At 48.2% G+C, this 22,885-nt stretch carries 19 protein-coding genes and 1 tRNA gene; 10 read left to right on the forward strand and 10 right to left on the reverse strand.

The window, feature by feature from the left end; translation table 11 throughout:
• Positions 1-22 precede the first annotated feature (22 nt).
• From BFO_RS12020 to BFO_RS12030, 3 genes are all read right to left on the reverse strand, one after another.
• Positions 23-3,487 (reverse strand): TonB-dependent receptor, encoded by a 3,465-nt coding sequence (locus tag BFO_RS12020; RefSeq protein ID WP_014226030.1) that lies wholly within the window; start codon positions 3,485-3,487, stop codon positions 23-25.
• 202 nt (positions 3,488-3,689) lie between these two features.
• A complete protein-coding gene (locus tag BFO_RS14580) occupies positions 3,690-4,670 on the reverse strand; it encodes a FecR family protein (RefSeq protein ID WP_014226031.1) in 981 nt (326 codons plus the stop codon).
• Between the two features lie 51 nt (positions 4,671-4,721).
• Positions 4,722-5,291, reverse strand: a complete 570-nt coding sequence (locus tag BFO_RS12030) for an RNA polymerase sigma-70 factor (protein ID WP_014226032.1) — start codon at positions 5,289-5,291, stop codon at positions 4,722-4,724.
• A gap of 273 nt (positions 5,292-5,564) precedes the next feature.
• Here BFO_RS12030 and BFO_RS12035 point away from each other — a divergent pair, with 273 nt between their 5' ends.
• From BFO_RS12035 to BFO_RS12060, 6 genes are all read left to right on the forward strand, one after another.
• Positions 5,565-6,521: an NAD-dependent epimerase/dehydratase family protein gene (locus BFO_RS12035; protein WP_014226034.1), complete on the forward strand. Its 957-nt coding sequence runs from the start codon at positions 5,565-5,567 to the stop codon at positions 6,519-6,521.
• 18 nt (positions 6,522-6,539) lie between these two features.
• Complete coding sequence (locus tag BFO_RS12040; RefSeq protein WP_014226035.1) at positions 6,540-7,121, forward strand: phosphatase PAP2 family protein; 582 nt, start codon at positions 6,540-6,542, stop codon at positions 7,119-7,121.
• Positions 7,118-7,996 (forward strand): phosphatase PAP2 family protein, encoded by an 879-nt coding sequence (locus tag BFO_RS12045; RefSeq protein WP_014226036.1) that lies wholly within the window; start codon positions 7,118-7,120, stop codon positions 7,994-7,996. The genes BFO_RS12040 and BFO_RS12045 overlap by 4 nt, the downstream gene beginning before the upstream one ends.
• Before the next feature lie 183 nt (positions 7,997-8,179).
• Complete coding sequence (locus BFO_RS12050) at positions 8,180-8,722, forward strand: pyruvoyl-dependent arginine decarboxylase (protein WP_014226038.1); 543 nt, start codon at positions 8,180-8,182, stop codon at positions 8,720-8,722.
• A 212-nt stretch (positions 8,723-8,934) separates the two neighbouring features.
• A complete protein-coding gene (locus tag BFO_RS12055; protein WP_041590925.1) occupies positions 8,935-9,300 on the forward strand; it encodes a hypothetical protein in 366 nt (121 codons plus the stop codon).
• Positions 9,301-9,999: 699 nt separating this feature from the next.
• Positions 10,000-10,200 (forward strand): hypothetical protein, encoded by a 201-nt coding sequence (locus BFO_RS12060; protein ID WP_140230635.1) that lies wholly within the window; start codon positions 10,000-10,002, stop codon positions 10,198-10,200.
• A gap of 26 nt (positions 10,201-10,226) precedes the next feature.
• Here BFO_RS12060 and BFO_RS12065 read toward each other — a convergent pair whose 3' ends face one another.
• The 3 genes from BFO_RS12065 to pepT are packed head-to-tail and all read right to left on the reverse strand — an operon-like array spanning position 10,227 to position 13,539.
• Positions 10,227-11,228, reverse strand: coding sequence for a Gfo/Idh/MocA family protein (locus BFO_RS12065; RefSeq protein ID WP_014226043.1), 1,002 nt, complete (start codon positions 11,226-11,228; stop codon positions 10,227-10,229).
• Positions 11,225-12,310, reverse strand: a complete 1,086-nt coding sequence (gcvT, locus tag BFO_RS12070; RefSeq protein ID WP_014226044.1) for a glycine cleavage system aminomethyltransferase GcvT — start codon at positions 12,308-12,310, stop codon at positions 11,225-11,227. The genes BFO_RS12065 and gcvT overlap by 4 nt, the downstream gene beginning before the upstream one ends.
• Positions 12,311-12,312: 2 nt before the next feature.
• Entirely contained in the window at positions 12,313-13,539 is a 1,227-nt protein-coding gene (pepT, locus tag BFO_RS12075; protein ID WP_014226045.1) for a peptidase T, read from the reverse strand.
• A 189-nt stretch (positions 13,540-13,728) separates the two neighbouring features.
• On the opposite strand from pepT, the gene BFO_RS12080 reads away from it, so the two are divergent.
• From BFO_RS12080 to BFO_RS14585, 3 genes are all read left to right on the forward strand, one after another.
• Positions 13,729-13,802, forward strand: a tRNA-Thr gene (locus tag BFO_RS12080).
• Positions 13,803-13,957: 155 nt separating this feature from the next.
• Complete coding sequence (locus BFO_RS12085) at positions 13,958-14,908, forward strand: glycosyltransferase family 2 protein (protein ID WP_041590926.1); 951 nt, start codon at positions 13,958-13,960, stop codon at positions 14,906-14,908.
• 623 nt (positions 14,909-15,531) lie between these two features.
• The gene (locus BFO_RS14585) at positions 15,532-16,266 is read left to right on the forward strand and encodes a DUF4858 domain-containing protein (RefSeq protein ID WP_052299295.1); all 735 of its coding nucleotides are present in this window, start codon (positions 15,532-15,534) and stop codon (positions 16,264-16,266) included.
• On the opposite strand, the gene BFO_RS12095 is transcribed toward BFO_RS14585, so the two are convergent.
• The 4 genes from BFO_RS12095 to ileS form a co-directional block, all read right to left on the reverse strand.
• A complete protein-coding gene (locus BFO_RS12095) occupies positions 16,195-16,950 on the reverse strand; it encodes a DUF4296 domain-containing protein (RefSeq protein ID WP_041590927.1) in 756 nt (251 codons plus the stop codon). The two genes, BFO_RS14585 and BFO_RS12095, sit on opposite strands and share 72 nt — an antisense overlap.
• 9 nt (positions 16,951-16,959) lie before the next feature.
• Positions 16,960-17,571, reverse strand: a complete 612-nt coding sequence (locus BFO_RS12100) for a lipoprotein signal peptidase (protein WP_014226047.1) — start codon at positions 17,569-17,571, stop codon at positions 16,960-16,962.
• A 13-nt stretch (positions 17,572-17,584) separates the two neighbouring features.
• Entirely contained in the window at positions 17,585-17,965 is a 381-nt protein-coding gene (locus BFO_RS12105; RefSeq protein ID WP_014226048.1) for a TraR/DksA family transcriptional regulator, read from the reverse strand.
• Between the two features lie 67 nt (positions 17,966-18,032).
• Positions 18,033-21,485, reverse strand: a complete 3,453-nt coding sequence (ileS, locus tag BFO_RS12110; RefSeq protein WP_014226049.1) for an isoleucine--tRNA ligase — start codon at positions 21,483-21,485, stop codon at positions 18,033-18,035.
• A 393-nt stretch (positions 21,486-21,878) separates the two neighbouring features.
• On the opposite strand from ileS, the gene BFO_RS12115 reads away from it, so the two are divergent.
• Entirely contained in the window at positions 21,879-22,883 is a 1,005-nt protein-coding gene (locus BFO_RS12115) for a Fic family protein (RefSeq protein WP_236684444.1), read from the forward strand.
• Positions 22,884-22,885: the final 2 nt, after the last annotated feature.

Below are 22,885 nucleotides of genomic sequence, written 5' to 3' on the forward strand. Positions count from 1 at the left end.
TTTCATTTTGAATTGTTAAACATCAAAAACTTACATTCAGTCCCAAAGAGAAGACACGCGGAATCGGATAATGATAGTCCCCCCGATCAAACGAATCCCGTTCGGGATCAAATCCTTCGTATTTACTGCTTACGATGGTGAAGACATCCGTTGCATTCAAATAGATATACAGTTTTTGTAGAAACAGACTGCGAGCTATATCTTTCGGCACATTATAACCTATCTGTATGTTTTTCAACTTAAACCATGACATATCGCATGACCAGAACGACGACTCTTGACGATGCCAGTCGGCATCGAGCGTAACCAAGGGAATTTCATTGTTCTTATTTTCCGGTGTCCATGCACCTTCCCACTTCTTCGTGATCGTCCCTCCGGATACGCCTAACGGAATCGTCCAATCATTTCTAAAATATCCCTTTACTCCGGCTATTCCCGAGAACTGTACATTCAGGTCAAAGCCTTTCCACGACAGATTACCGTTGATACCGTATGTAAATTTCGGGATCGTATTACCGATTTCCTCTTTATCGCGATAATCCAGTTTGCCGTCTCCGTTTACATCCTTGTAGCGAATATAGCCGGCTTTAGGCTTAAAGCTATTGTTTTTCATGTGTGTTGCACCTTCTTCGTCGGTCTGATAGATACCCTCCTGAATAAAACCGTACAATGTCTTATACGAATAGCCTTCGCGGATGAGGAAAAGTTGGTCCGGAGATTTGCCTCCGCGAAATTTTGTCACTTTGTTGTCTACATACGTCAGATTTGCTCCGATGCTGTATGACAAGCCCGAGGCTTTGTCCTGGTCTTGCCAATTTATCCCCAATTCCATTCCGGTGTTCTTCATTTTACCGACATTCTCGAACGGTGCTCCCATATTTCCCAAAACCGACGGGATAGGAAGCTGCACGATAATATCGGTTGTCAGACGCTGAAAGTAATCAGCTTCGAGATTCAGGCGATTATTCAGGAATCCCATATCGAACCCAAAATCGGTTGAGGTTGTCGTTTCCCAGGTAATATTCGGATCGACAAGAGCCGTGATCGCTGCACCGGGCACCAGGGTATTATTGAAATTATAACTGTTCGGATAATCCTGTGTAATAACGGTCAGGTAAGGGAAATAATTGGCATTGCTCGGATTGGCTGTGTTTCCGATGTTCTGATTTCCGAGTTTTCCCCACGAAGCGCGCAACTTCAAATTACTGAACAGATCGAGGTTCTTGATAAACCGTTCTTCCCCCAGACGCCAGCCGGCCGAGAAAGACGGAAAAACGCCCCAACGATGTCCTTTGGCAAAACGCGAAGACGCATCGGCGCGCAGGTTGACCTCAGCCAGGTATTTTCCGTTCAACGCATAGTTAATACGGCCGAACCACGACATCATTCGCCACATGTATTTATTTCCGTCAGCAAAAGGATTCTTCGTTCCCGAAGCGACCTGATGCAGTTCGGGTTTGGACGGATCCGTTTTTTTCGTTTTCGTATAACGACGAGTCGTAGCCTCCTGCTGATATCCAAGCAATAAACTCACATCATGGATTTTGTTCAATACACGGTTATAATTCAAATTCGTAAAGAATGTCGAATAATATTCATCGACCATAATACGCGATATCTCCAACGTAGACGGATAATCGAGCGGTTTCGTGGGGTTCGACCGGTTCAGGTCCGTATAGCAGGTTGCCAGTTGATTGTAATTATCGATATTCCGATGCCAATACTGCCCGCTGTAATGCGCACTCAGTGTCAGCCCCTCAAACAGGTGTAATGTAGCATACACATTTCCTTTGAGGAAGTTCGTTGTCGTTTCGTTCTTTCCATTATACAAATCGGGGAACGGATTGCGAGTATCGACAATGGGCAGTCCGGCTTTCGGCCCCGAAAGATAGAGCGCCTGTGTGCCCCCGTATGTTTTCCCGTCCTGCAAATAGGGGGTAGAGAACGGATGTCCGTTAGACATCATGTAGAAAACACGTTCGATCCCCGAAGAGTAATCACCGTCATAATCGACAAACGGCTGATTCGATACGGTACGCATCACACGTCCTCTCCCACCGAAGGTCAACCACTCGCCTACTTTGGCTTCGCTGTTGATAGAGAGGTTATAACGTTCCGAGTCGGTATTCTTGATCGTTCCGTTGTTTTTCAGGTAACCCATCGAAAGGTAGCTGTTCGATTTTTTTCCGCCAAATGTTGCGGACACGTTATGCTGTGTCGTAAAAGCATTACGGAATACTTCATCGAAATAATTCGTACTCGGATATTTATATGGATCATTGCCGGAAGCAAAAGCATCGATGACATCCTGCGGGAACAACGGATCACCGCCTTCGTTTGTGACAGCTTTATTCCACAGCTGCATATAATGCGGGCTGTCGGTGATCAGATCATACTTTCGTCCCAACTGTTGCATACCAAAATAACCGTTATAGTTGATGTGCACCTGTTCCCCTTCGCCTTTCTTCGTCTCGATCAAGACGACGCCATTGGCTGCACGGGAGCCGTAGATCGCAGCCGATGCTGCATCTTTAAGAACCGTGATCGAGGCAATGTCACTCGGATTCACGTCCGACATACGTCCTTCCACTCCGTCAATGAGTATCATCGGATCGGTATTGTTCAGCGTGCCGTAGCCACGAACACGAATTGTTGCACCGTCGGCACCCGGCGCACCGGAGTTTTGGCTGGCCCATACGCCGGATATTTTTCCGGAAAGAGCCTGCGAAGGATCCGTAATCGGCCGGTTCTCTAACTCCTGATTGTATTTGACAGTGGAAACGGATCCGGTCAGGTTCGCTTTCTTCTGCACGCCGTAACCTACCACTACCACTTCTTCGAGTGCCTTTGTATCTTCGCGAAGAATCACATCGATCACATCTTTTCCTGCAGTAGAGACCGTCTGCTCAATATACCCAATGTACGAAACATGTAAGGTTGCTCCGCCGGAAATTTCGAGCGTAAAACGTCCGTCGATATCCGTTACCGTACCGTTGGTCGTTCCCGCCTCTACGACGTTGGCGCCAATCACCGGTTCACCTTGCGCGTCCGTAATCCTTCCGGAAACCGACCTCCTGTCAGCAGCTTGCCGTAAACCGGAATGGCCTGTTCCGGCTTTCTCTTTGTGAGTGATCACAATATACTTGTCCACCAGCTTGTAATTCATATCGGTATTTCTGAACAGCTGATCAAGTATCTCCGGCAGTTCCTTCTCTCCTACCCGGATATTCAGTCTGGATTCCGTATCTACGATTGCACGATTGTAGAAGAAACGATACTCCGACTGTTTCTCGATCTCACGAAAGACATCGGGGAGCGTTACGTTCTCAAGAGCAAGATTGATTTTTGCATTCTGCGAATGCGTTACATCAGCCTGTAAAACGGGCGAGACAGATAACATGACAATGGCTGTCAGACCGATTTTCAAGCATAATTTTCGTAAGGTCCGAAGAAAATGACCTTTCCTATAGTTCAATGCATTTTCCATATTTTATTTGTTGTATTGCGATTTTAATTGAACAATTGTTATTATTTGATTTAAAAAAACGCAGACTGTCCCTGTCGAACAGTCAGTCGGGTTATTTCCGAACAAGCAGAGACACCCCTGATTTGGTTCTTATTTTCTTCTCTATATCATACGCCTCCCTCCTATCTTTAAAGGTTTATATATTTGTTAATCTGTTTGAACATCATCGGATAAACACTGTATTTTCTTCTATGGTATAACTGAGATGGAGACTTGTCTTCAGTACGTTCATGACGGTTTCGAGTGAGTCATAATCTTTGAGTGTACCCCCGAAAGCGGTCTGTTGTACTTCGAGGTTGTCACAGACGAATTTCACATGATACAGTCGTTCGAGGCGATGGATCAACTCGCCGAACGTCATCTTATCGAAAACAAATTCGCCCCGACGCCATGAAGATAAATGTTCCACATCTTTCTTCTCGACTGTAAAAATACCGGTGTTCTTATCATACGTAAATACTTCTCCCGGGCTGAGTGCATACACCCATTTTCCACTTTCGACCGTAACTCCTCCTTCAAGCAGGGCCACCGAATTTGTCTCTTCTTCTTCGAATGCGTATACATTAAATGAAGTCCCTGTCACACGGTAAGTCAGTCTTTCGGTACAGACGGAGAAAGGGCGTTGTTTATCCGTTTTTACCTCAAAATACGCTTCCCCTTTCAGATACACGTTTCGTTCACTCTTGCCGAAGAAGTCGCCATACAATAGCGAACTGCACGCATTTAGCCACACAACGGTCCCATCTGGCAGTGTCGTTTTCGATTTATCGCCGACCCCTGTCTCTATACGGGTTTGAGCCACGGGGCACTCCGATTTTTCTTCCACAATGTAACGAATCCAATAAACCAAAAGCATCCCCAAGATAAAAACAGCAACATAACGCATCCAAGAGAAACGGTTGAGAAGTCGTTTGTCTGCGTTCCGACTGACGGAAATGTTTTTCCGAAACATGTCCCATTGCGACTGAACACAACTGTTTTTTTGCTCGTATTTCAAACGTCCCGAATCATAGGCATCTTTCATCGAACGGAAATGCCTCTTGTTCGTTTCGCTTTCTTCCAACCATTTCAGTAACACCGCCTGCTCCTCGAAAGAAGCACTGCCCGTCAGATATTTTATGATCAGCGTATCGTTCTGCTTCATGTTTTTGGGATCATTCTTTTTAGAGTATGACGCACAGAAAGCAGAGAGTACTTAGCGAAAAGCGAAAAAAATAATCAACAGAATCAATAAATAGTCGTTAAATGCTGTTTTAAAAATTTTCAGTGCGTTATATATCTGCACTTCTACGGTCCTGACGCTAAGCCCTAACACCGTTGCTATTTCCTGATTTTTCATTCCTCTGTAACGACTCATTTCAAATATCTTCCGGCATTTTACGGGTAGTTTCTCCACGATACGGTGCACCATCCCGTGCAGTTCCTTAACATAAAGATCGGCTAAGGGGTCGGGCTCCTCAGGATGCAATTCGATTTCGCGAATACGCCATCTGACAACATCTTCATAATATGCGGCTCCGACTTTTCGCGAGCGGATAAACGACAAACAGCGATTATGTACGGATCGAAACAGATACGATTCGTATGAATGTATCGAGTCATCATAATGCTCCCACAAGCCGATAAAACATTCCTGTACAATATCTCTGGCACATTCTTCGTCATCGACATACTTACGGCAGAAAGCAAACAGTTGCGGCTGCATCCTGCGAAACAGTGATTCAAACTCCCGGATATCCGGCTTATTTATTGATTTGTCGTCCATATCATGGTATAATGTCTTTTGCTATCATCCGGAAACATACACTTTCCCGAACGGATGCAAACTTACGAATTATCTATTGGTTCGTAAAACAAGGTCGTCGTTTATTTTTTCGCCTGTATCGGATCGTTTGAGGAGAAAAGAAGTAAACGCAAAACGAGCCAATTACATGACGACGCAAAAACTTTTCATGTCGCTGTACATAAATTAAAATTTATCGTGTACATTTGTGCCTCGAAAATTCGAAGTAATTCGTTAATTAAATTAACAAAAAAGATGAAGAACATATTGGTGATAGGCTCGACCGGGCAGATCGGTTCGGAGCTAACCATGGAATTAAGAAAGCGTTACCACGGGAATGTAGTAGCCGGTTATATTTCCGGTGCGGAGCCTAAAGGAATCTTGGCCGAGTCAGGACCTTCGGCTTTGGTAGACATTACGAACAGACAACAGATTGCTGACACGGTGAGTCGGTATCAGATCGACACGATTTACAATCTGGCAGCGTTACTCTCGGCTGTGGCGGAAGCTAAACCGCAGCTGGCGTGGAAGATTGGTGTGGACGGACTGTTGAACGTGCTTGAGGTAGCGCGCGAGAAGCAATGCGCCGTATTTACCCCCAGTTCGATCGGAGCATTCGGGCCGGACGCACCGAAAGATAAGACGCCTCAGGACACGGTACGCAGCCCCCATACGATGTACGGAGTGACGAAAGTGACCGGCGAGCTGGTAAGTGACTATTATTTCCGTCGTTTCGGGGTAGATACGCGTGCCGTACGTTTTCCGGGACTGATCTCGTATGTGGCTCCTCCGGGAGGCGGTACGACGGACTATGCCGTAGACATCTTCTATTCGGCCGTAAAACAGGAAAAGTTCTTCTGCCCCATCGCAGCCGGCACCTTTATGGATATGATGTATATGCCCGACGCACTCCATGCGGCCATTCAACTCATGGAGGCCGATCCGTCGCGACTCAAACACCGGAATGCGTTCAACATCGCTTCGATGAGCTTCGATCCGGAAATTATTTGCGCACAGATCCGAAAATATCTGCCTGACTTCGAAATGGAATACCGCATTGATCCGTTGCGTCAGGCTATCGCCGAATCGTGGCCGAACATGATGGACGACACCTGTGCACGCGAAGAGTGGAATTGGGCGCCGCAATATGATTTGGATACGATGACTCGCGACATGCTCGAAAAACTGAAACAAAAAGAGGGGTCGTCATGAATCAAAAAACCGGTTGAAATGGAAGAACTGCTGGCCTACGAGCATGATCTGTTTACTTGGATCAACAGCACGCACACTCCTCTGACGGACGCGTTGTTGTGGCCGTTTTCGGGTACGCTCATCTGGTGTCCGGTAGTGCTGGTACCGTTCTGGTTCTACCTTCGTAAGAGACCTGACCGGTTACCGGCTTCCCTTTCGATTGGACTGATTATTCTGCTTTGCAGCATTGTCTCCGACCTTGTTTTCAAGCCTTTGTTTTCGCGCTTCCGCCCGACAATGCATCCGCTTTACCTCGAACAGGTCAGGCTGTTGAAAGAATACACGGCCAACGGACTGTACGGATTCATCTCCGGTCATACGACGAATGCCTTCGGCTTTGCCATGCTCTCGTCATTGCTGATCGGTAAGCGGCCGTACACGATCGGTATTTTCGTCTGGGCATTGGCGATGGGATATTCGCGCATCTACTTAGGCGCTCATTTCGTGTCGGACGTATGGGCCGGGATGATCATGGGGAGTCTGCTCGGAGTACTTGTCTTTTTCCTTTACCGATGGGCAACCCAACGCTATTTCATCTCCCATACACCCACCGAAGGATGATAAAAAAGTACTTCCTTTTATTGCTCGGCATTGCCAGCTCGCTGCACGCAACGCATGCGGAAGGCGACACGCTCGGTATCGTTCCTTTCTCGCAGGATCGTCGCTTTCTCGAGAAAGATTCGCACACCACGATAATGGATTCGAATGTATCTCCAACTTTCTCACCGGAAAGATTTTCTACCGTTTCGTTTGTTGATACCGAAGGAAAAAAACGTCGACCGACCATCCTCCGATTTATTGTCCCGACGTTATGCCTTGCATACGGCACGGCTGCACGGTTCAACGAAGGCCCTGTCCGACGTTTCGACAAACACATTGCCGGACAGGTCAACAAACATATCGACCGTCATTATGGCATCGACAACTCTCTTCTAATCATGCCGGCCGCCGTCGCATGGGGACTTGATTTCGTGCCGGGAGTCAAGGCTCGACACAATTTCCGCGACCGCACCATGATTCTGGCTACGTCGTACACCATTATGTTTGCATTAGTTTACACGACAAAAGACCTGACGAGCGTAGAGCGTCCCCGTCAATGGGGCGAATACAACTCTTTCCCGTCAGGGCATACGGCGATAGCTTTCACGGGAGCGCATATTCTGTACAGGGAATATCGTGATCATTCGCCATGGATCGGCATAGGCGGTTATGCCGCAGCCGCAGCCGTAGGTGCATTGCGGGTCGTCAATAACGCGCATTGGGTAAGCGACGTGATCACCGGTGCGGGTGTCGGGATATTAAGCGCCGAAGCAGCTTACCTGATGCTGCCCGTTTGGCATCGACTGCTGGGGATAAACACAGACGGACGGCAGTTTGCCTTGGCGCCTCAATTAGGACGCGGATCAGCCGGATTTGGCGTGGTGTATGTTTTTTAATAAAAATACGTACGCATTTTTCCGAAAAATCGCCCAAATATATTTTGTATCTATCACCTTAAAATACAAAAGATGTTTGTATTTTTGTCGCCCGTTTGGGTTGGATGTCTGTGAAAGATGATTGACGGCAGACGGATGAATCATACAATAGAATATTAATTGAATTAAAAACAGATTTGAAAGATGATAAAGAAAGTAGGAAATCTGATTCCGAATACCTTTTTTATGGCAAAAGGTAGTGGTGATTCCGATCTGGAAAAGCATGCGGGTTCGTATCACATGGCATTGTTCGATGCAGGAATTGCCGATTTTAACATCATGACGTATTCATCCGTCATTCCGGCTACGGCCCATTTGGTGACGATGGACGAGGTCGATCTGCCTCCGTTCGGGTCGGAGTTGAAAACGATTATGGCCGTCTCGCACGGTTATCAGGATGAGTTTATCTCGGCCGGACTCGTATACGCTTGGATGTATAAAGACGAGAATTTCGACGAGAAAGCCGGCGGGTTGGTCTGCGAAGTGAGCGGACGTTACCGTATCGAAGAGCTGGAAGCACGTCTGATCCGTGTCATCAACGATCTGCATCAGCGTACATACAGCAAGTTTTATCTGGGCGATCTGAATTTCGTGACCGAAGGAATGACCATCGAACGCCGTTATGGTACGGCGCTGGCCGCATTATGCTTTACGGATTTTCTTCTGCCCGAGATTGAAGAAAAGTAAAAACAATTTTGCTTTCTGGGGGAGCCCGAACCGTTAAGGGAGCAATAAACTAAGTACTATTTTGGATGACGGCTGCAAGGAAATGACTCCTTGCGGCCGTTTTCTTTTTACGGCGCAGAAAAGCGTCGGCCTGCGAAACAGAAAAAACCGAACGCATTACAATAATAAAAGACAATGTCCGTTTTATTATCAGATGTAATCAAATACAGAAAATGATGAACAAAACAAAATTATGGACAAAATGGATTCCCGAAGCATTTTTCGCGCTTCTTCTGATCGGAACCTTCCATCCGATCACGATCGGATTGGCGGTAGTGTTGGGGGTATTGTTTCTGATTCGCAAACAAACCCTTCCGGCTGTTATTCTGGGATCGATCCTCTCGGTACTCTTCGTAATGGGAAGTTTATACATGACTCTCGCGTTGCTCTCGGAATATTACGAGTTTGAAACAGCCTCATGGGAAGCCATCCGGATGTTCGTCGTGGGAATGCTTATTCTGGGCACATCGTTTGTGATGGGCATCGTGATGTTAATCAAATACCTTAATTATTTTTCACGGATACAATACAGTCATTGATCCATTCAGCCGTCAGTTTTCAGTATTCAGCGTTCAGATACCACAAGTTTCACAAGTTATATGACAAGGAACACAAATTTTAATTTGCGCCCATTCGTGAAATTTGCATTCAGATAACCCTGCATAATCATTGACAATTAACAATTTACCATCAATTTCGGCGTTCACCCATGGGCCTCGGGCGGTGAGCCGATGGAGCAGCGAGCGGGGCGAAAGAAAATCAGGCTGTCCGAAGCGAAGCAAGTTACCTGATTTTCCGACCTGCAAGCGTAGCGAAGTCGTGTGAAGCGCACGAAGCCTTGACTTTTTGGTTACTTTTGGGTCAAGCCAAAAGTGACGGAGAAAAAGTGACGGAAAAATTATGTCAGGCTTTCAGCCCTTGTGCCTTCTTTGGGTGTTGAATTGTTGAGTTGTTGAATTGTTGACTGAAAACTGACCGCTAATAAGAATTACGAACTGAATACTGATGGCTGAATGCTAAACAAAAAACATCTAAACAACTAAATATCCTCCGATCACACCAACAGAAGTTTAGAGAAGAGCCGATAAGTTTAGACAAAAGGAGAAAATCAAACAGCCAAAAATGGGGATACCAAGACAAAAAACACCAAGTATTAGGGATTGCCCATAACCACAGAACGGCCGTCCTTTATATTTACAAAACTTTATTTAACAAACTAAATGGAAAGGATAAAAGCAATGAAAAGAACATGGAAAATCGGTATGACGGTGGGGGCCGTCGTATGTATGATGTTATCGTCGTGTTATGATAAAATCGATGATTTCGATATTTTATCCGATACGGAATATAGCATCGAAAGAGGAACGGATACCTTATTCAAATCTGAAGAGTTCGTTTGGATGCCGGATATTCGGTTTCCACCCTTTGCGACGAAGTGACCGGAGCCTGCGAAGGCGATTGTCGGTCAGCGTTCGTCGGCAGGGAAGCGCACGCCGAGCTGACGTCGAATTTCGTCGAGTATCTCCATCGTGATCAACGAATGAGCGTGCGAATTGACGGCCGATTCCATGGTGCCGGATTGGATCAGGTCGATAAATTCGGCTATTTCGTAGTAGTATTCGTTATGGGTGGGAAGCGCGAGCAGGTCGATCGTTTCGCCTTTGCGGGGGGTGAAGCTCACGCGGCCGATGATGTTGATGCGGTCGACCGTAATCGTTCCGTTTTCACCCTGAATTTCGGTGGGCAGCGTCGAGTCGGCGATTTTACCGTAGAGGACGGTCGCGTCAAGACCACCGTCGTATGAAAATTGAACGGCAGCCTGTCCGTCGACACCGCTGAAGAGTCTGACGCCCGAGGCATGGACAGTCTTCGGTCGGCCGAAGAGTACGACCATGGGATAGATGGTATAGACGCCGATGTCCATCGTGGCGCCGTTACTCAGTGCGGGCTGAAAGGCGTTGAGCACAACGCCCTCCTTGAGTTTGTCGTAGCGCGATGAGTATTGACAGTAGCAGGAAAAATAGCGCCGGAGGGTCCCGACCCTTGGCAGTTGCTCGCGGATGGCGCGGAAGCCGGGCGTGAGCGTCGGTTTCATCGCCTCCATCAGCACGACGCCTTGACGGAGTGCCGTGGCGATCATTTCGCGCGCTTCGGCGGCGTTCGAGGCCAGCGCTTTTTCGCACAGCACGTGTTTGCCGTGGCGTATGCACAGGATGGCCTGCTGCGCGTGAAGGGCGTTGGGCGAGGCAATGTAAACGGCATCGATCAGGGGGCTGGCCGCCATTGCTTCGAGCGAGGTGAACGTATGCGGGATACGGTGTTTATCGGCAAAAGCCCGCGCCGTTTCGTGCGAGCGCGAACAGACGGCCGAGAGTTCGAACCGTTCGTCTTCGCGCCCACCGGCTATCACCCAGTCGGTAATAAAATTCGTACCGACTACGCCGAAACGGATTCTGTTCTTCTTCATTTACGGAACGGCGGTTTGACGATCCGCGCCTTCAGGTCGCGGTTACGCACACGGATGCAAACGTTTTCGCCCACCTTGGCATGAGCGGCTTCTACGTAGCCGAGCCCGATGCCAATTTTCATCATCGGCGACATCGTACCTGACGTTACGCGGCCGATCACTTCGCCCTGCGGACAAACGATTTCGTAGCCGTTGCGCGGCACGCCCTTTTCTAACAGTTCAAAAGCACAAAGTTTGCGAGCCACGCCTTCTTTCTTCTGCTTCTCCAGCGCGGCACGGTTGACGAAGTCTTTGCCGTCGACGAATTTCGTGATCCACCCCAAACCGGCTGCGATGGGCGACGTCGTGTCGTCGATATCGTTTCCGTAGAGGCAGAATCCCATCTCCAGACGCAGCGTATCGCGCGCTCCCAGTCCGATAGGGCGGATGCCTTCGGGCTTACCGGCCTCGAAGAGGGCGTCCCATATCTTGCGTCCTTCGTTCGGATAGAAATACAGTTCAAACCCTCCCGCGCCGGTATAGCCGGTGTTGGAGATGATCACGTCCGGGCATCCGGCAAATTCGCCCGTGACGAAGCCGTAGTAAGGAATCGACGAAAGGTCGACCGGCGTAAGGCGCTGCATCACCTCGGCGGCTTTCGGGCCCTGCACGGCCAGCTGCGCCATATTGTCCGACGCGTTTTCAAGCTCGGCGCCCATCGTGTTGTGCTTCACGCACCAGTCGAAATTTTTCTGCACGTTCGAGGCATTGACCACGAGCAGGTATTTCTCGTCTTCGTAATGATACACGATGATATCGTCGACGATTCCGCCCTGTTCGTTGGGGAAATAGCTGTACTGCGCCTTCCCCACCGGCAGCGAAGCGACATCGTTCGACGTCACTTTCTGAAGCAGTTCGAGCGCTTTCGGCCCTTTGACCCAGATTTCGCCCATGTGCGAGACGTCGAAAACGCCCACGCCTTGGCATACGGTCTGATGTTCTTCGATAATTCCGGCATATTCGATCGGCATGTTATATCCGGCAAACTCATGCATCTTCGCACCCAGTGCGATGTGTAAATCGGTAAATGGTGTTGTCTTCATTTTTATTTCGTTTGATCTGTAATTATATGACATAGTTGAATAATCGTTTCCTTGCTTTTTTCGAGCGAACGAACCGGCAGATATTCGTACCGTCCGTGAAAATTCAGTCCTCCGGCAAACAAGTTCGGGCAGGGCAGCCCCATAAACGACAGACGCGCCCCGTCCGTACCGCCCCTCACCGGACGGATCCGCGGCGTAACGCCCGCCGCACGCATCGCCTCGCACGCGTACTCGATCACCTCCATTCCCGGCTCGATGATTTCGCGCATATTGTAATACTGGTCACGCACCTCGACGGTTACGCAACCGGGATACTTCGTCTCCATCCTGTTCGCGAGTGTACGGAGCAAGTCTTTCTTCTGCTCGAAAAGAGCCCGGTCATGATCGCGAATAATATAATGTAAGGTAGCCTCCTCGACCGTGGCTTCCAAGCGTGTGAGATGGAAAAAGCCTTCGTACCCGCTCGTCTTCTCCGGCCGCTGCTCGTTCGGCAACGAGACACTCAGCTCCGCAGCCAACAAGGCTGCGTTAATCATCTTGTTTTGGGCATACCCCGGATGTACATTCCGTCCTTTGATCGTGATCACAGCCTGCGCGGCGTTGAAATTCTCGTACTCTAACTCACCAATTTCTCCGCCGTCGATCGTGTACGCCCAATCGCAACCGAAGCGGTCGACGTCGAACCGGTCTGCTCCCCGCCCAATCTCTTCGTCGGGTGTAAAGCCGACGCGCACCTTGCCGTGAGCGATCTTCGGATGCGCAAGCAGGTATTCCATGGCCGATACGATAGCTGCTATGCCGGCCTTATCGTCGGCACCCAGCAATGTAGTTCCGTCGGTAACGATCAGCTCCTGCCCCACGTAGTTCGCCAGTTCCGGAAACGTATCGGGCGAGAGCACGATCTGCTCCGCCTCGTTCAGCACGATCGTTCCGCCGTCGTACGTCACGATCCGCGGCTTCACGTCCTTACCCGTCATATCGGGGCTGGTATCCATGTGTGCAATAAATCCGATGGTGGGGATGCCTTCACGTAGCGTGGTGGAAGGTAAGGTAGCCATGAGATAACCGTTGGCATCGAGCGAAACATCGTCCATCCCGATATCCTTCAGTTCCCGCGCCAAATATTTGGCCAAATGCATTTGTCCGGGGGTGCTGGGCGTTGTCTGTGCTTTTTCGTCCGACCGGGTATCGAACGAGACGTAACGAAGAAAACGATCGGTCGTGTTCATGTACTTTTTTGTTTGCACAAAAGTACGAGAATTTTCAGAATCACAAAAAAAAATTTGATCCGTCGGAAAAAAGAACATATCTTTGTGCCGGGAAAGTCCTACACGACCAGCTCCCTCGGAATCCCCCAGGGCTTGATCGCAGCAAGGGTACTTGGTTGTAGCGGTGCGATGTAGGCAGCTTTCCCACCCGCCTCTTTAGCTCAGCCGGCCAGAGCACGTGATTTGTAATCTCGGGGTCGTTGGTTCGAATCCGACAAGAGGCTCGAAAAGAGGGAGAGATTATAGAAATTTTTGTTTTCATGGTTGCGCCGGATACATCGTTTCGTTTGTGTCCGGCGCACGTTTTATACAAGAGACGGAATTTCCCTTAAACAAATTTTTATTTTACCTTTGCCAACCGAAACAATGTAAAAGATCAATGGATATATCAGTAGTCGTACCTCTGTATAACGAAGCCGAATCGCTTCCTGAATTGCACGCGTGGATCGAACGGGTAATGAATGAGCATCATTTCAGCTACGAAATCATTTTTGTCAACGACGGAAGTACCGATCATTCATGGCAGGTGATCGAACATCTGGCACGACAGTCGGCACATGTGAAAGGCATCAAGTTCCGCCGCAATTACGGCAAATCGCCGGCACTGCACTGCGGATTCCAACGCGCCGAAGGCGACGTGATCATTACAATGGATGCCGACTTGCAGGACAGTCCCGACGAAATCCCCGAGCTCTACCGGATGATTAAGGAAGACGGCTACGATATCGTGTCGGGATGGAAGAAGAAACGCTACGACAACAAGCTGACAAAGAACCTCCCGTCGAAACTCTTCAACGCTACGGCACGGAAGTTCTCGGGCATCAATCTGCACGATTTTAACTGCGGACTGAAATCGTATCGACGCGAAGTGGTGAAGAATATCGAGGTATATAACGACATGCATCGCTATATCCCCTATTTAGCCAAAATTGCCGGATTCAATAAGATCGGTGAAAAGGTCGTCCATCATCAGGCGCGCAAGTACGGCGAAACGAAGTTCGGTCTCGACCGCTTCGTCAATGGATATTTAGACCTGATTTCACTCTGGTTCACCTCGAAGTTCGGAAAAAAACCCATGCACTTCTTCGGGCTATGGGGAAGCGTGATGTTCCTGATCGGATTCGCAGCGCTCGTCGCCGTGCTGATCATGAAATTGATTTCCATCTACGACGGTGACTTGCGTCCCCTCGTTACGACTTCGCCCTACTTTTACATCTCACTTACGGCTATGGTGATCGGTACGCAGCTCTTTCTCGCCGGATTTATCGGCGAACTGATCTCGCGTAATGCTCCGAACCGTAACAAATACAAAATAGAACAGGAGATTTAAAGCCCTGCGGGTGTTTGATTCGTTTGAAACGCACCGAACCATGGGCATGACAAATTAATTGTTAATGGTCAATTGTCAATTGTTATGCGTGGTACACGGTATCCGAACGCAGATGACGCAAATGGACGCAAATAACCCCCTTTGTCATTCCGAACACCGTGAGGAATCCCGCGGGGGGAAGAAAAGAGATTCTTCGCTTCGCTCTGAATGACAAATTAATTGTTAATTGTTATGCATGGTACACGGTATCCGAACGCAGAGGAACATCCCCCCCAGCCCCCCTTCAAAAAGGGGGGAAAGAGCGAAGCAAAGGGGGGATGTTATCCCTTCAAAGGGGGAATGCAGTGCGGTCAGCCGTCAGCATTCAGTATTCAGCCAACAATTCAACAACTAAACAACTAAACATCCAAAGAAGGCACAAGGGCTGAGAGCCTGATATCATTTAATGGTGGATGGTGCACTGTCAGAGGATATACACATCGAATCCATCTTTTTTGGCAAAACATCGATGGAAAATCATTTATTTTTTTTGAAATAAACATCTTCTACGTTTTTTTACATACAAGCGCACGAACTTTTCAGGGACTGCGCTTTATTTTTGCCTAAAAAATATATATCGGGCTATGGAAAGACGCTACGTGTTGTTTTTAGTCTTGGGATTGCAGGTGTGTATCACCGCATTGGCACAGAAAAACTGGTCGGCAAAAGACTCGCTGTGGTTGCAGCGCGTGTTGTCGGGTCAGGAAAAGCTAAAACTGAACGAAGAAACCCTGCGAGCCATCCGATCCGGTACGCTGATCAAACCCGCTCTCACACCCGATCAGATGAAACACAGCCCGCTGGAATTACCCATCGTCAAATCGTTCGACAGCATCATCCAACCTGAAAGCCATCGTGAGCTTCATCTGCTCCCGCCTTACGTTTTCAGCCTGTATGGCCCGGAGAACCATTCGGCAACCGATCCGTATAGAGGTACAAACAAAGCAGGAGGAATGATGTTATCGGAAAAACAAATCGAGGAGATGAAACGGTTGATGAAAATGAATGTAAAAAAAGCGACGGCAGATGACTGGCAAACGCTTCCGGTGCCTTCCATATCGTTCGATGCCGAAGGCCTTGCCCGAACTGTCTTCTGGCCGAGTCGCCGCGCCAAAAAACGCAATGCATGGAATGCACAGGCTTATAAACAATTCCATGTTGCTCCTCCATCTGTTTCGAAGGAAGAACACGAACGCCGCCGCCTGAACGAATATATCAACAGACTAAGGGAACATGCACAAAAACACCTACTCTCCGACCCTGTATCTCATCAGCCGGATTCGGTCAATGTAGATTTTGGGATACGGAATAGCCGGTGACTTCTTCAAACGGATATACCCGTAAACACGCTGTACCGGATCGTATGGCGTACCCTGCAAAGTATATTGGTAAAAACCGTTCCCGACGATCGAATCTTTTACAACAAGGGTCGAATCGGACACGTCGGCACGCAGATTCAATTCCATCACATGCTTTTCGGGGGTCAATCCCCAGACTTGCATTTCCCATACGAAACGGCCATCGGCCGGATAGGCTTCAGTGGGTTTCAGATCAAACACAACCATGTTAGTCATCGCCTTGGGAAAAAATATATAACATCGTTTACCCACCCACAGATCGACCGAATCGGACGGCAGGACATCAAATGTTTCGGCCTCCACCTCACCGAGCGCTTTTATACGCCTGTCTGTTTCAGCCATGGCCATATCATGAACACGCATATAGATATCAATGTTCTTACCGTACCATATCAATGAACTGTCATATTCTGCCTGCGTCAGATTGTGCTTCTTAAAGACCGACCGGAACAAGGCGTTTTTTTGACGGACCGATCCGTAAGTGTACGGATCGTCATTCATGATCGTTTCTGCCATCTGCATATCGACCAACAAATCACACATCTTCTTCTCCGGAATGATTCCTTTGGGCGTGTGGCTGCATGCCGACCACAAGATGAGAGCCGACCACCCGATAAAAAATCGCTGAATCTTCCTATCCGGCATGTATCGAACCTACTTCCTCGAAAGGCTTTTGGAAAGGGTGCGGTGATAGAACAGCAATAACAGCGCTCCTCCGACACAAATAGACGAGTCGGCCAGATTAAAGATAGGACGAAAGAATATAAACTCTTCTCCGCCCCATATCGGCAACCAGTCCGGAAGAGTCGTTCGGATAAGTGGAAAATATAGCATGTCCACTACTTTACCGTGCAACAGGGAGGCATATCCTCCGCCGGCGGGCATAAACGTAGCTATCTGTCCGTAGCTGTGGTCGAAGATGACACCATAGAATACGCTGTCGATGATGTTTCCGAGTGCTCCGGCAAAGACTAATGCAACGCATGCGATGAAGCCGAACGAATAGTTACGTCGTACGAGGCGGATCAAATAGTAAGCGATGGCAACCACCGCCGCGATACGAAAGACGGATAACACAAGCTTGTTTAAAAACTCCATTCCGAAGGCCATGCCGGGGTTTTCAGTGAAGTATAGCTGAAACCATGAGAAAATCTCAAGGCTTTCGTGCAGTTGCATATGGGTTTTCACCCATATTTTCGAAGCCTGATCAAGAAAGAGAAGTAGCAAGATAACGGTTGCTGCTCCCCACGCTTTTTTTCCTTTCATCAAGACGCGCCGTTTATTTTACTCTGCTCTGTTTGGCCTCGATGCTCAGTGTGGCATGAGGTACCGCACGCAAACGTTCTTTTGCGATTAATTTACCTGTTTCACGGCATACCCCGTAGGTCTTGTTCTCGATACGAATAAGCGCCGCCTGCAAGCTCTGAATAAATTTCATCTGGCGTTGTGCCAGACGGCCGGCCTCTTCTTTCGACAACGTAGCCGCCCCTTCTTCCATTACTTTGAATGTCGGTGAAGTGTCGGAAACGTCGTTGCCGTCGGCATTCGTAATCCCCGATCTCAACAAGTCGTAATCTTTCTTTGCCTTATCGAGCTTCTCCATGATAATGGCGCGAAATTCTTCCAGCTCCGCATCCGAGTATCTTGTCTTCTCAGCCATAATTCAGTCCTCCTTTTATTTTGTTTTCAAAAATACGATATTCTTTTTATATGACACTCTTGTCCGTTCAAACTTTTTCGATGTTTACGTATAATTTAAAGTCATCCAGATCGAGCTCAGTCGCATCCGGCAGATTTTCCTTCATTTCGATCGATTCGGCAAGCACTTGCTTTTGAATATAATCGGCATAATCATAGATCGTTCCGTTCATCTCCGGCGCCGGTACCATGGCGATACGTATCTTGTCCGTGATCTCCAGTCCGCTGCTTTTACGCAGGTTTTGAATACGGTTCACCAATTCGCGTGCCAATCCTTCCTTGCGTAGCTCATCCGTGACGGTGATATCGAGCGCGATTGTCAGGCGTCCTTCGTTGGCCACAAGCCAGCCGGGAATATCCTCCGAGATAATCTCCACATCGTCCGATACAATAACCCCTTCCAAGCCGTCAAGATTGAAAGCAAACGAACCGTTTTGTTCGAGCGAAGCAATATCTTCTTGCGTCATGGCCTGAATGGCAGCGGCCAATTGTTTCATAACCTTTCCGTAACGCGGTCCCAATTTCTTAAAGTCGGGCTTAATCTTTTTCACTAATATGCCGGCCGAATTATCCGCAAAGTTGAGTTCTTTTACGTTGACTTCGCTTAAGATTAAGTTTTTTACCGCCTCGATATGTTCCTTCTGCCGGATGTCGGTCACCGGCACCATGATGGTTTGCAACGGTTGACGCACCTTGATATTCACTTTGCGACGCAGCGCGAGCACCATCGACGAGATGTTCTGCGCGATCTGCATCTGTTCTTCGAGCGTTTTGTCGATCATCGCCTCGTTGCATTTGGGGAAGTCGCTCAGATGCACGGACTCCGCCTTGTCGCGTCCGGTTACAGTAATCAGATCGGTAAACAGTCGATCGGCATAGAACGGAGAGATCGGCGCCATGAGTTTGCTGACCGTTTCGAGGCAGATATAGAGCGTCTGATAAGCCGAGAGCTTATCCTGTGTCATCCCCCCGCCCCAGAAACGGCGACGGTTCAAACGAACATACCAATTGCTTAAGTGATCATTGACAAAATCCGAGATCGCGCGTCCGGCACGGGTCGGTTCGTATGTTTCATAAAACTCATCCACCTCTTTGACGAGCGAGTTGAGCAACGACAATATCCAGCGGTCTATCTCGGGACGTTCGGTCATGGGAACGTCCGGTTCGCTGTAGGTAAAACCGTCTACATTGGCATACAATGCGAAGAACGAGTATGTATTATATAATGTACCGAAAAATTTGCGACGCACTTCCTCAATGCCTTCAACATCGAATTTGAGATTATCCCATGGCGACGCATTCGTAATCATGTACCAACGCAACGGGTCGGAACCGTATTTTTCGATCGTCTCAAACGGATCAACGGCATTACCGAGGCGTTTGGACATTTTATTTCCGTTCTTGTCGAGAACTAATCCGTTAGATACCACATTCTTAAACGCCACACTGTCGAAGATCATCGTGGCGATGGCATGGAGCGTAAAGAACCATCCGCGCGTCTGGTCTACCCCTTCGGCAATGAAATCGGCAGGATAAACATCGCGTCGGTCGAATGCGTCTTTATGTTCGAACGGATAATGAATCTGCGCGTAGGGCATCGCACCGGAGTCGAACCATACATCGATCAGGTCGATCTCGCGTTTCATCGGTTTTCCCTGGGGAGAAACCAGCGTGATTTCATCGACATACGGACGATGCAAGTCAATTCGGTCGTAATTTTCCGATGTATATTCGACCGGTTTAAAGCCGTTATCCTTATACGGATTGCTCTTCATAAAACCAGCGGCAACGGATTTTTCGATTTCGTGATACAGCTCTTCGACCGATCCGATACAGAGTTCTTCCGCCCCATCGTCGGTACGCCAGATCGGGAGCGGTGTACCCCAATAACGACTTCGGCTCAGGTTCCAGTCCTGAAGGTTTTCGAGCCATTTCCCGAAGCGTCCCGTTCCGGTGCTTTGCGGCTTCCAGTTGATGGTTTCGTTGAGTTCGATCATCCGATCGCGGCAAGCCGTAGTACGGATAAACCAGCTGTCTAACGGATAATAAAGTACCGGTTTATCGGTACGCCAGCAATGCGGATAATTGTGCATATGCTTTTCGATCTTGAACGCCAGTCCCTGCTGTTTAAGCATGACGCACAAGTCGATATCGAGTGTCTCGTCGTTTCCATTAAGTTGCGGGTCGTAATCGTTCTTTACATAACGACCGGCATATTCTTTATATAGTGAAACGTTGACGTTCTTCTTCACATAATCGTTGTCGAGGTCTTCGAGACAGTAGAAACGGCCTTTCAGATCGACAGCCGGACGCAAGTTACCCGCTTTATCAACAAGCTGTAAAGGCGGGACACCGAAATTTTTGGCTACCCGGGCGTCATCGGCACCGAAAGTCGGTGCGATATGCACGATACCCGTACCGTCGTCGGTTGTCACATAGTCGCCGGAGATGACACGGAACGCGCCTTCTCCGGGATTGAACCACGGCATCAGCTGTTCGTATCCGATACCGATCAGATCTTTACCTTTGCATGTAGCAAGTACCTCGAACGGAATCAGCTTGTCACCCGGTTTGTATTCGCCGAGTGACAATTCGGCCGCTTTCGGATTAAAGTAAGCATCCATACAAGCTTTTGCCAGAATATAGATGCTCGGCGTCCCGGAATACGGGTTAAAAGAGCGAACAGCGGCGTAATCGATGTCTTCACCGACACACAACGCCGTATTCGACGACAAAGTCCAGGGAGTTGTCGTCCACGCAAGGAAGCAGACCTCGTCCGTTGCTCCCTTACATACCTGTTTCCAAAAATCATTTTCCGTTTCGGCAGGCATTTTAGCTCGAAACTGTGCCGTCACCGTCGTATCCTTCACATCGCGGTAGCAACCGGGCTGGTTCAACTCGTGCGAGCTAAGCCCCGTCCCTGCGGCAGGTGAATAAGGTTGAATCGTGTATCCTTTATACAAAAGTCCTTTCCGGTGCAATTCTTTGAGAAGAAACCAGAGCGTTTCAATATATCGATTGTCGTAGGTGATATACGGATGGTCCATATCGACCCAATAGCCCATCTTCTGTGTCAAATCCTCCCATTCTTTCGTGAACTTCATCACGTTTTTGCGACAAGCCATATTGTAATCGGACACCGATATTTTTTTACCGATATCTTCTTTCGTAACACCGAGTTCTTTTTCTACGCCAAGTTCTACGGGCAGGCCATGCGTATCCCATCCGGCTTTACGGTCGACACGATATCCTTTCATCGTTTTGTAACGGCAAAAAATATCTTTGATCGAACGGGCTATGACGTGATGAATGCCAGGCATACCGTTAGCCGAAGGAGGTCCTTCGTAAAAAACGAAAGAAGGGGCATCCTTGCGGATATTCAGACTTTGGTGGAAGATATTCCCTTCCTGCCATCTTTGCAGTATTTTTTTGTTAATGTCTGACAAATCGAACGTGTTGTATTCGGCAAATCGATTACTCATCTTATATTATGCATGTTTTTAAAAAATTGCCGCAAAGGTAAGATTTTTTGCCAAAATAAAAAATCGGTCGCAAGGGGGAAAGAACGTCCTAACACGACAGGGATTCGGCGAAAACTCCGATGCCATTATCAACACAGGATGATACTCTGTCTATTTTTCTAAATTTCAGACAGATGAAACCACTTTCACACTCTTTTTTTCAATGATGTAAATCATTTGCGTACAATGAAACGAGAAACAGTTAACAAAATTTTACGTTTTTAGTCCGATATTCATGCGTTAATCTCGGAAAAGTTCCTTATTTTTGCCGCAAATCTTACGGAGAATATGCATAAAACAGCTATATGGCAAGAAAAAGGATGGCCCTACCTGACATGGAACTACCAAGAAGTAATGTCCATATTGGGGGAGGTACGTAATCGGCAGGGACGACTTGTCGGCAAGACGAGTTTGCTGGGAATCGATCTGAAAAAAAATGCACTGTTGAATGCAATCTCCAACGAAATCGTCTGCTCGGCTGAACTTGACGGCCAAACACTTGATGCCAACAAGGTGCGTTTATCTGTGATTCATCAGCTTAAGCTGGAAAAAAAGCCGCAGCCCGAGATCGATCTTACTGTCGACCGAATAGTCAGCGTATCGACCGATGCCGTACTGAACTATCTCGAGCCTGTCACAGAAGAACGTATTCTCCGCTGGAGGGATGCCTTAAGCGCTTTCCCTCGCGAAACGCCATGTCATACGGACACTGTTACAGCGGCAACTTCTTCCGGGTCGCGTCATTATTTCCCCATGCAGGATACGTCGCCGATTTCAAATGAGATGAAACGATTTGTCAAATGGGTGAATACAAAGCACCCGACCGATCCGGTCATCAAAGCGGCATTAGCACATGTTTACTTCTGGCTTCTTCATCCATTTGCAACAACCAACGGGCAAATCGCACGGACCATATCGCATCTCTTTCTCACACGAGCCGATAACTTTCCGCAACGTTTCTTCTGCCTGTCGGATCAGTTTTGCAAGCAGAAAGAAACATACCGGCAGATATTACATACCGTTTGCCACCAAAATCTGGATATTACCGAATGGCTCATGTGGTTTCTTCATTGTCTGGATGCAGCACTGAACGAAGCCGAAAGATCAATTACACGTATCTTGGAGAAATCAAAATTCTGGGAGAAATATCGATTAGTACGTTTAAATGATCGTCAGGTAAAGATGATCAACCTTTTGTGGGAAGGGATGGACGACAAACTCACCTCGTCCATCTGGGCGAATATCAATCTTTGTTCCCCCGATACTGCCCTTAGAGACATTCAAGACCTGATCGATAAAAAAATTCTTCACAAACACGGCGACGGCGGTCGAAGCACCTCATACGGATTAAGAAACTAAAA

It is taken from the genome of Tannerella forsythia 92A2 (assembly GCF_000238215.1).
In the GTDB taxonomy this organism is placed as follows: Bacteria; Bacteroidota; Bacteroidia; order Bacteroidales; family Tannerellaceae; genus Tannerella; species Tannerella forsythia.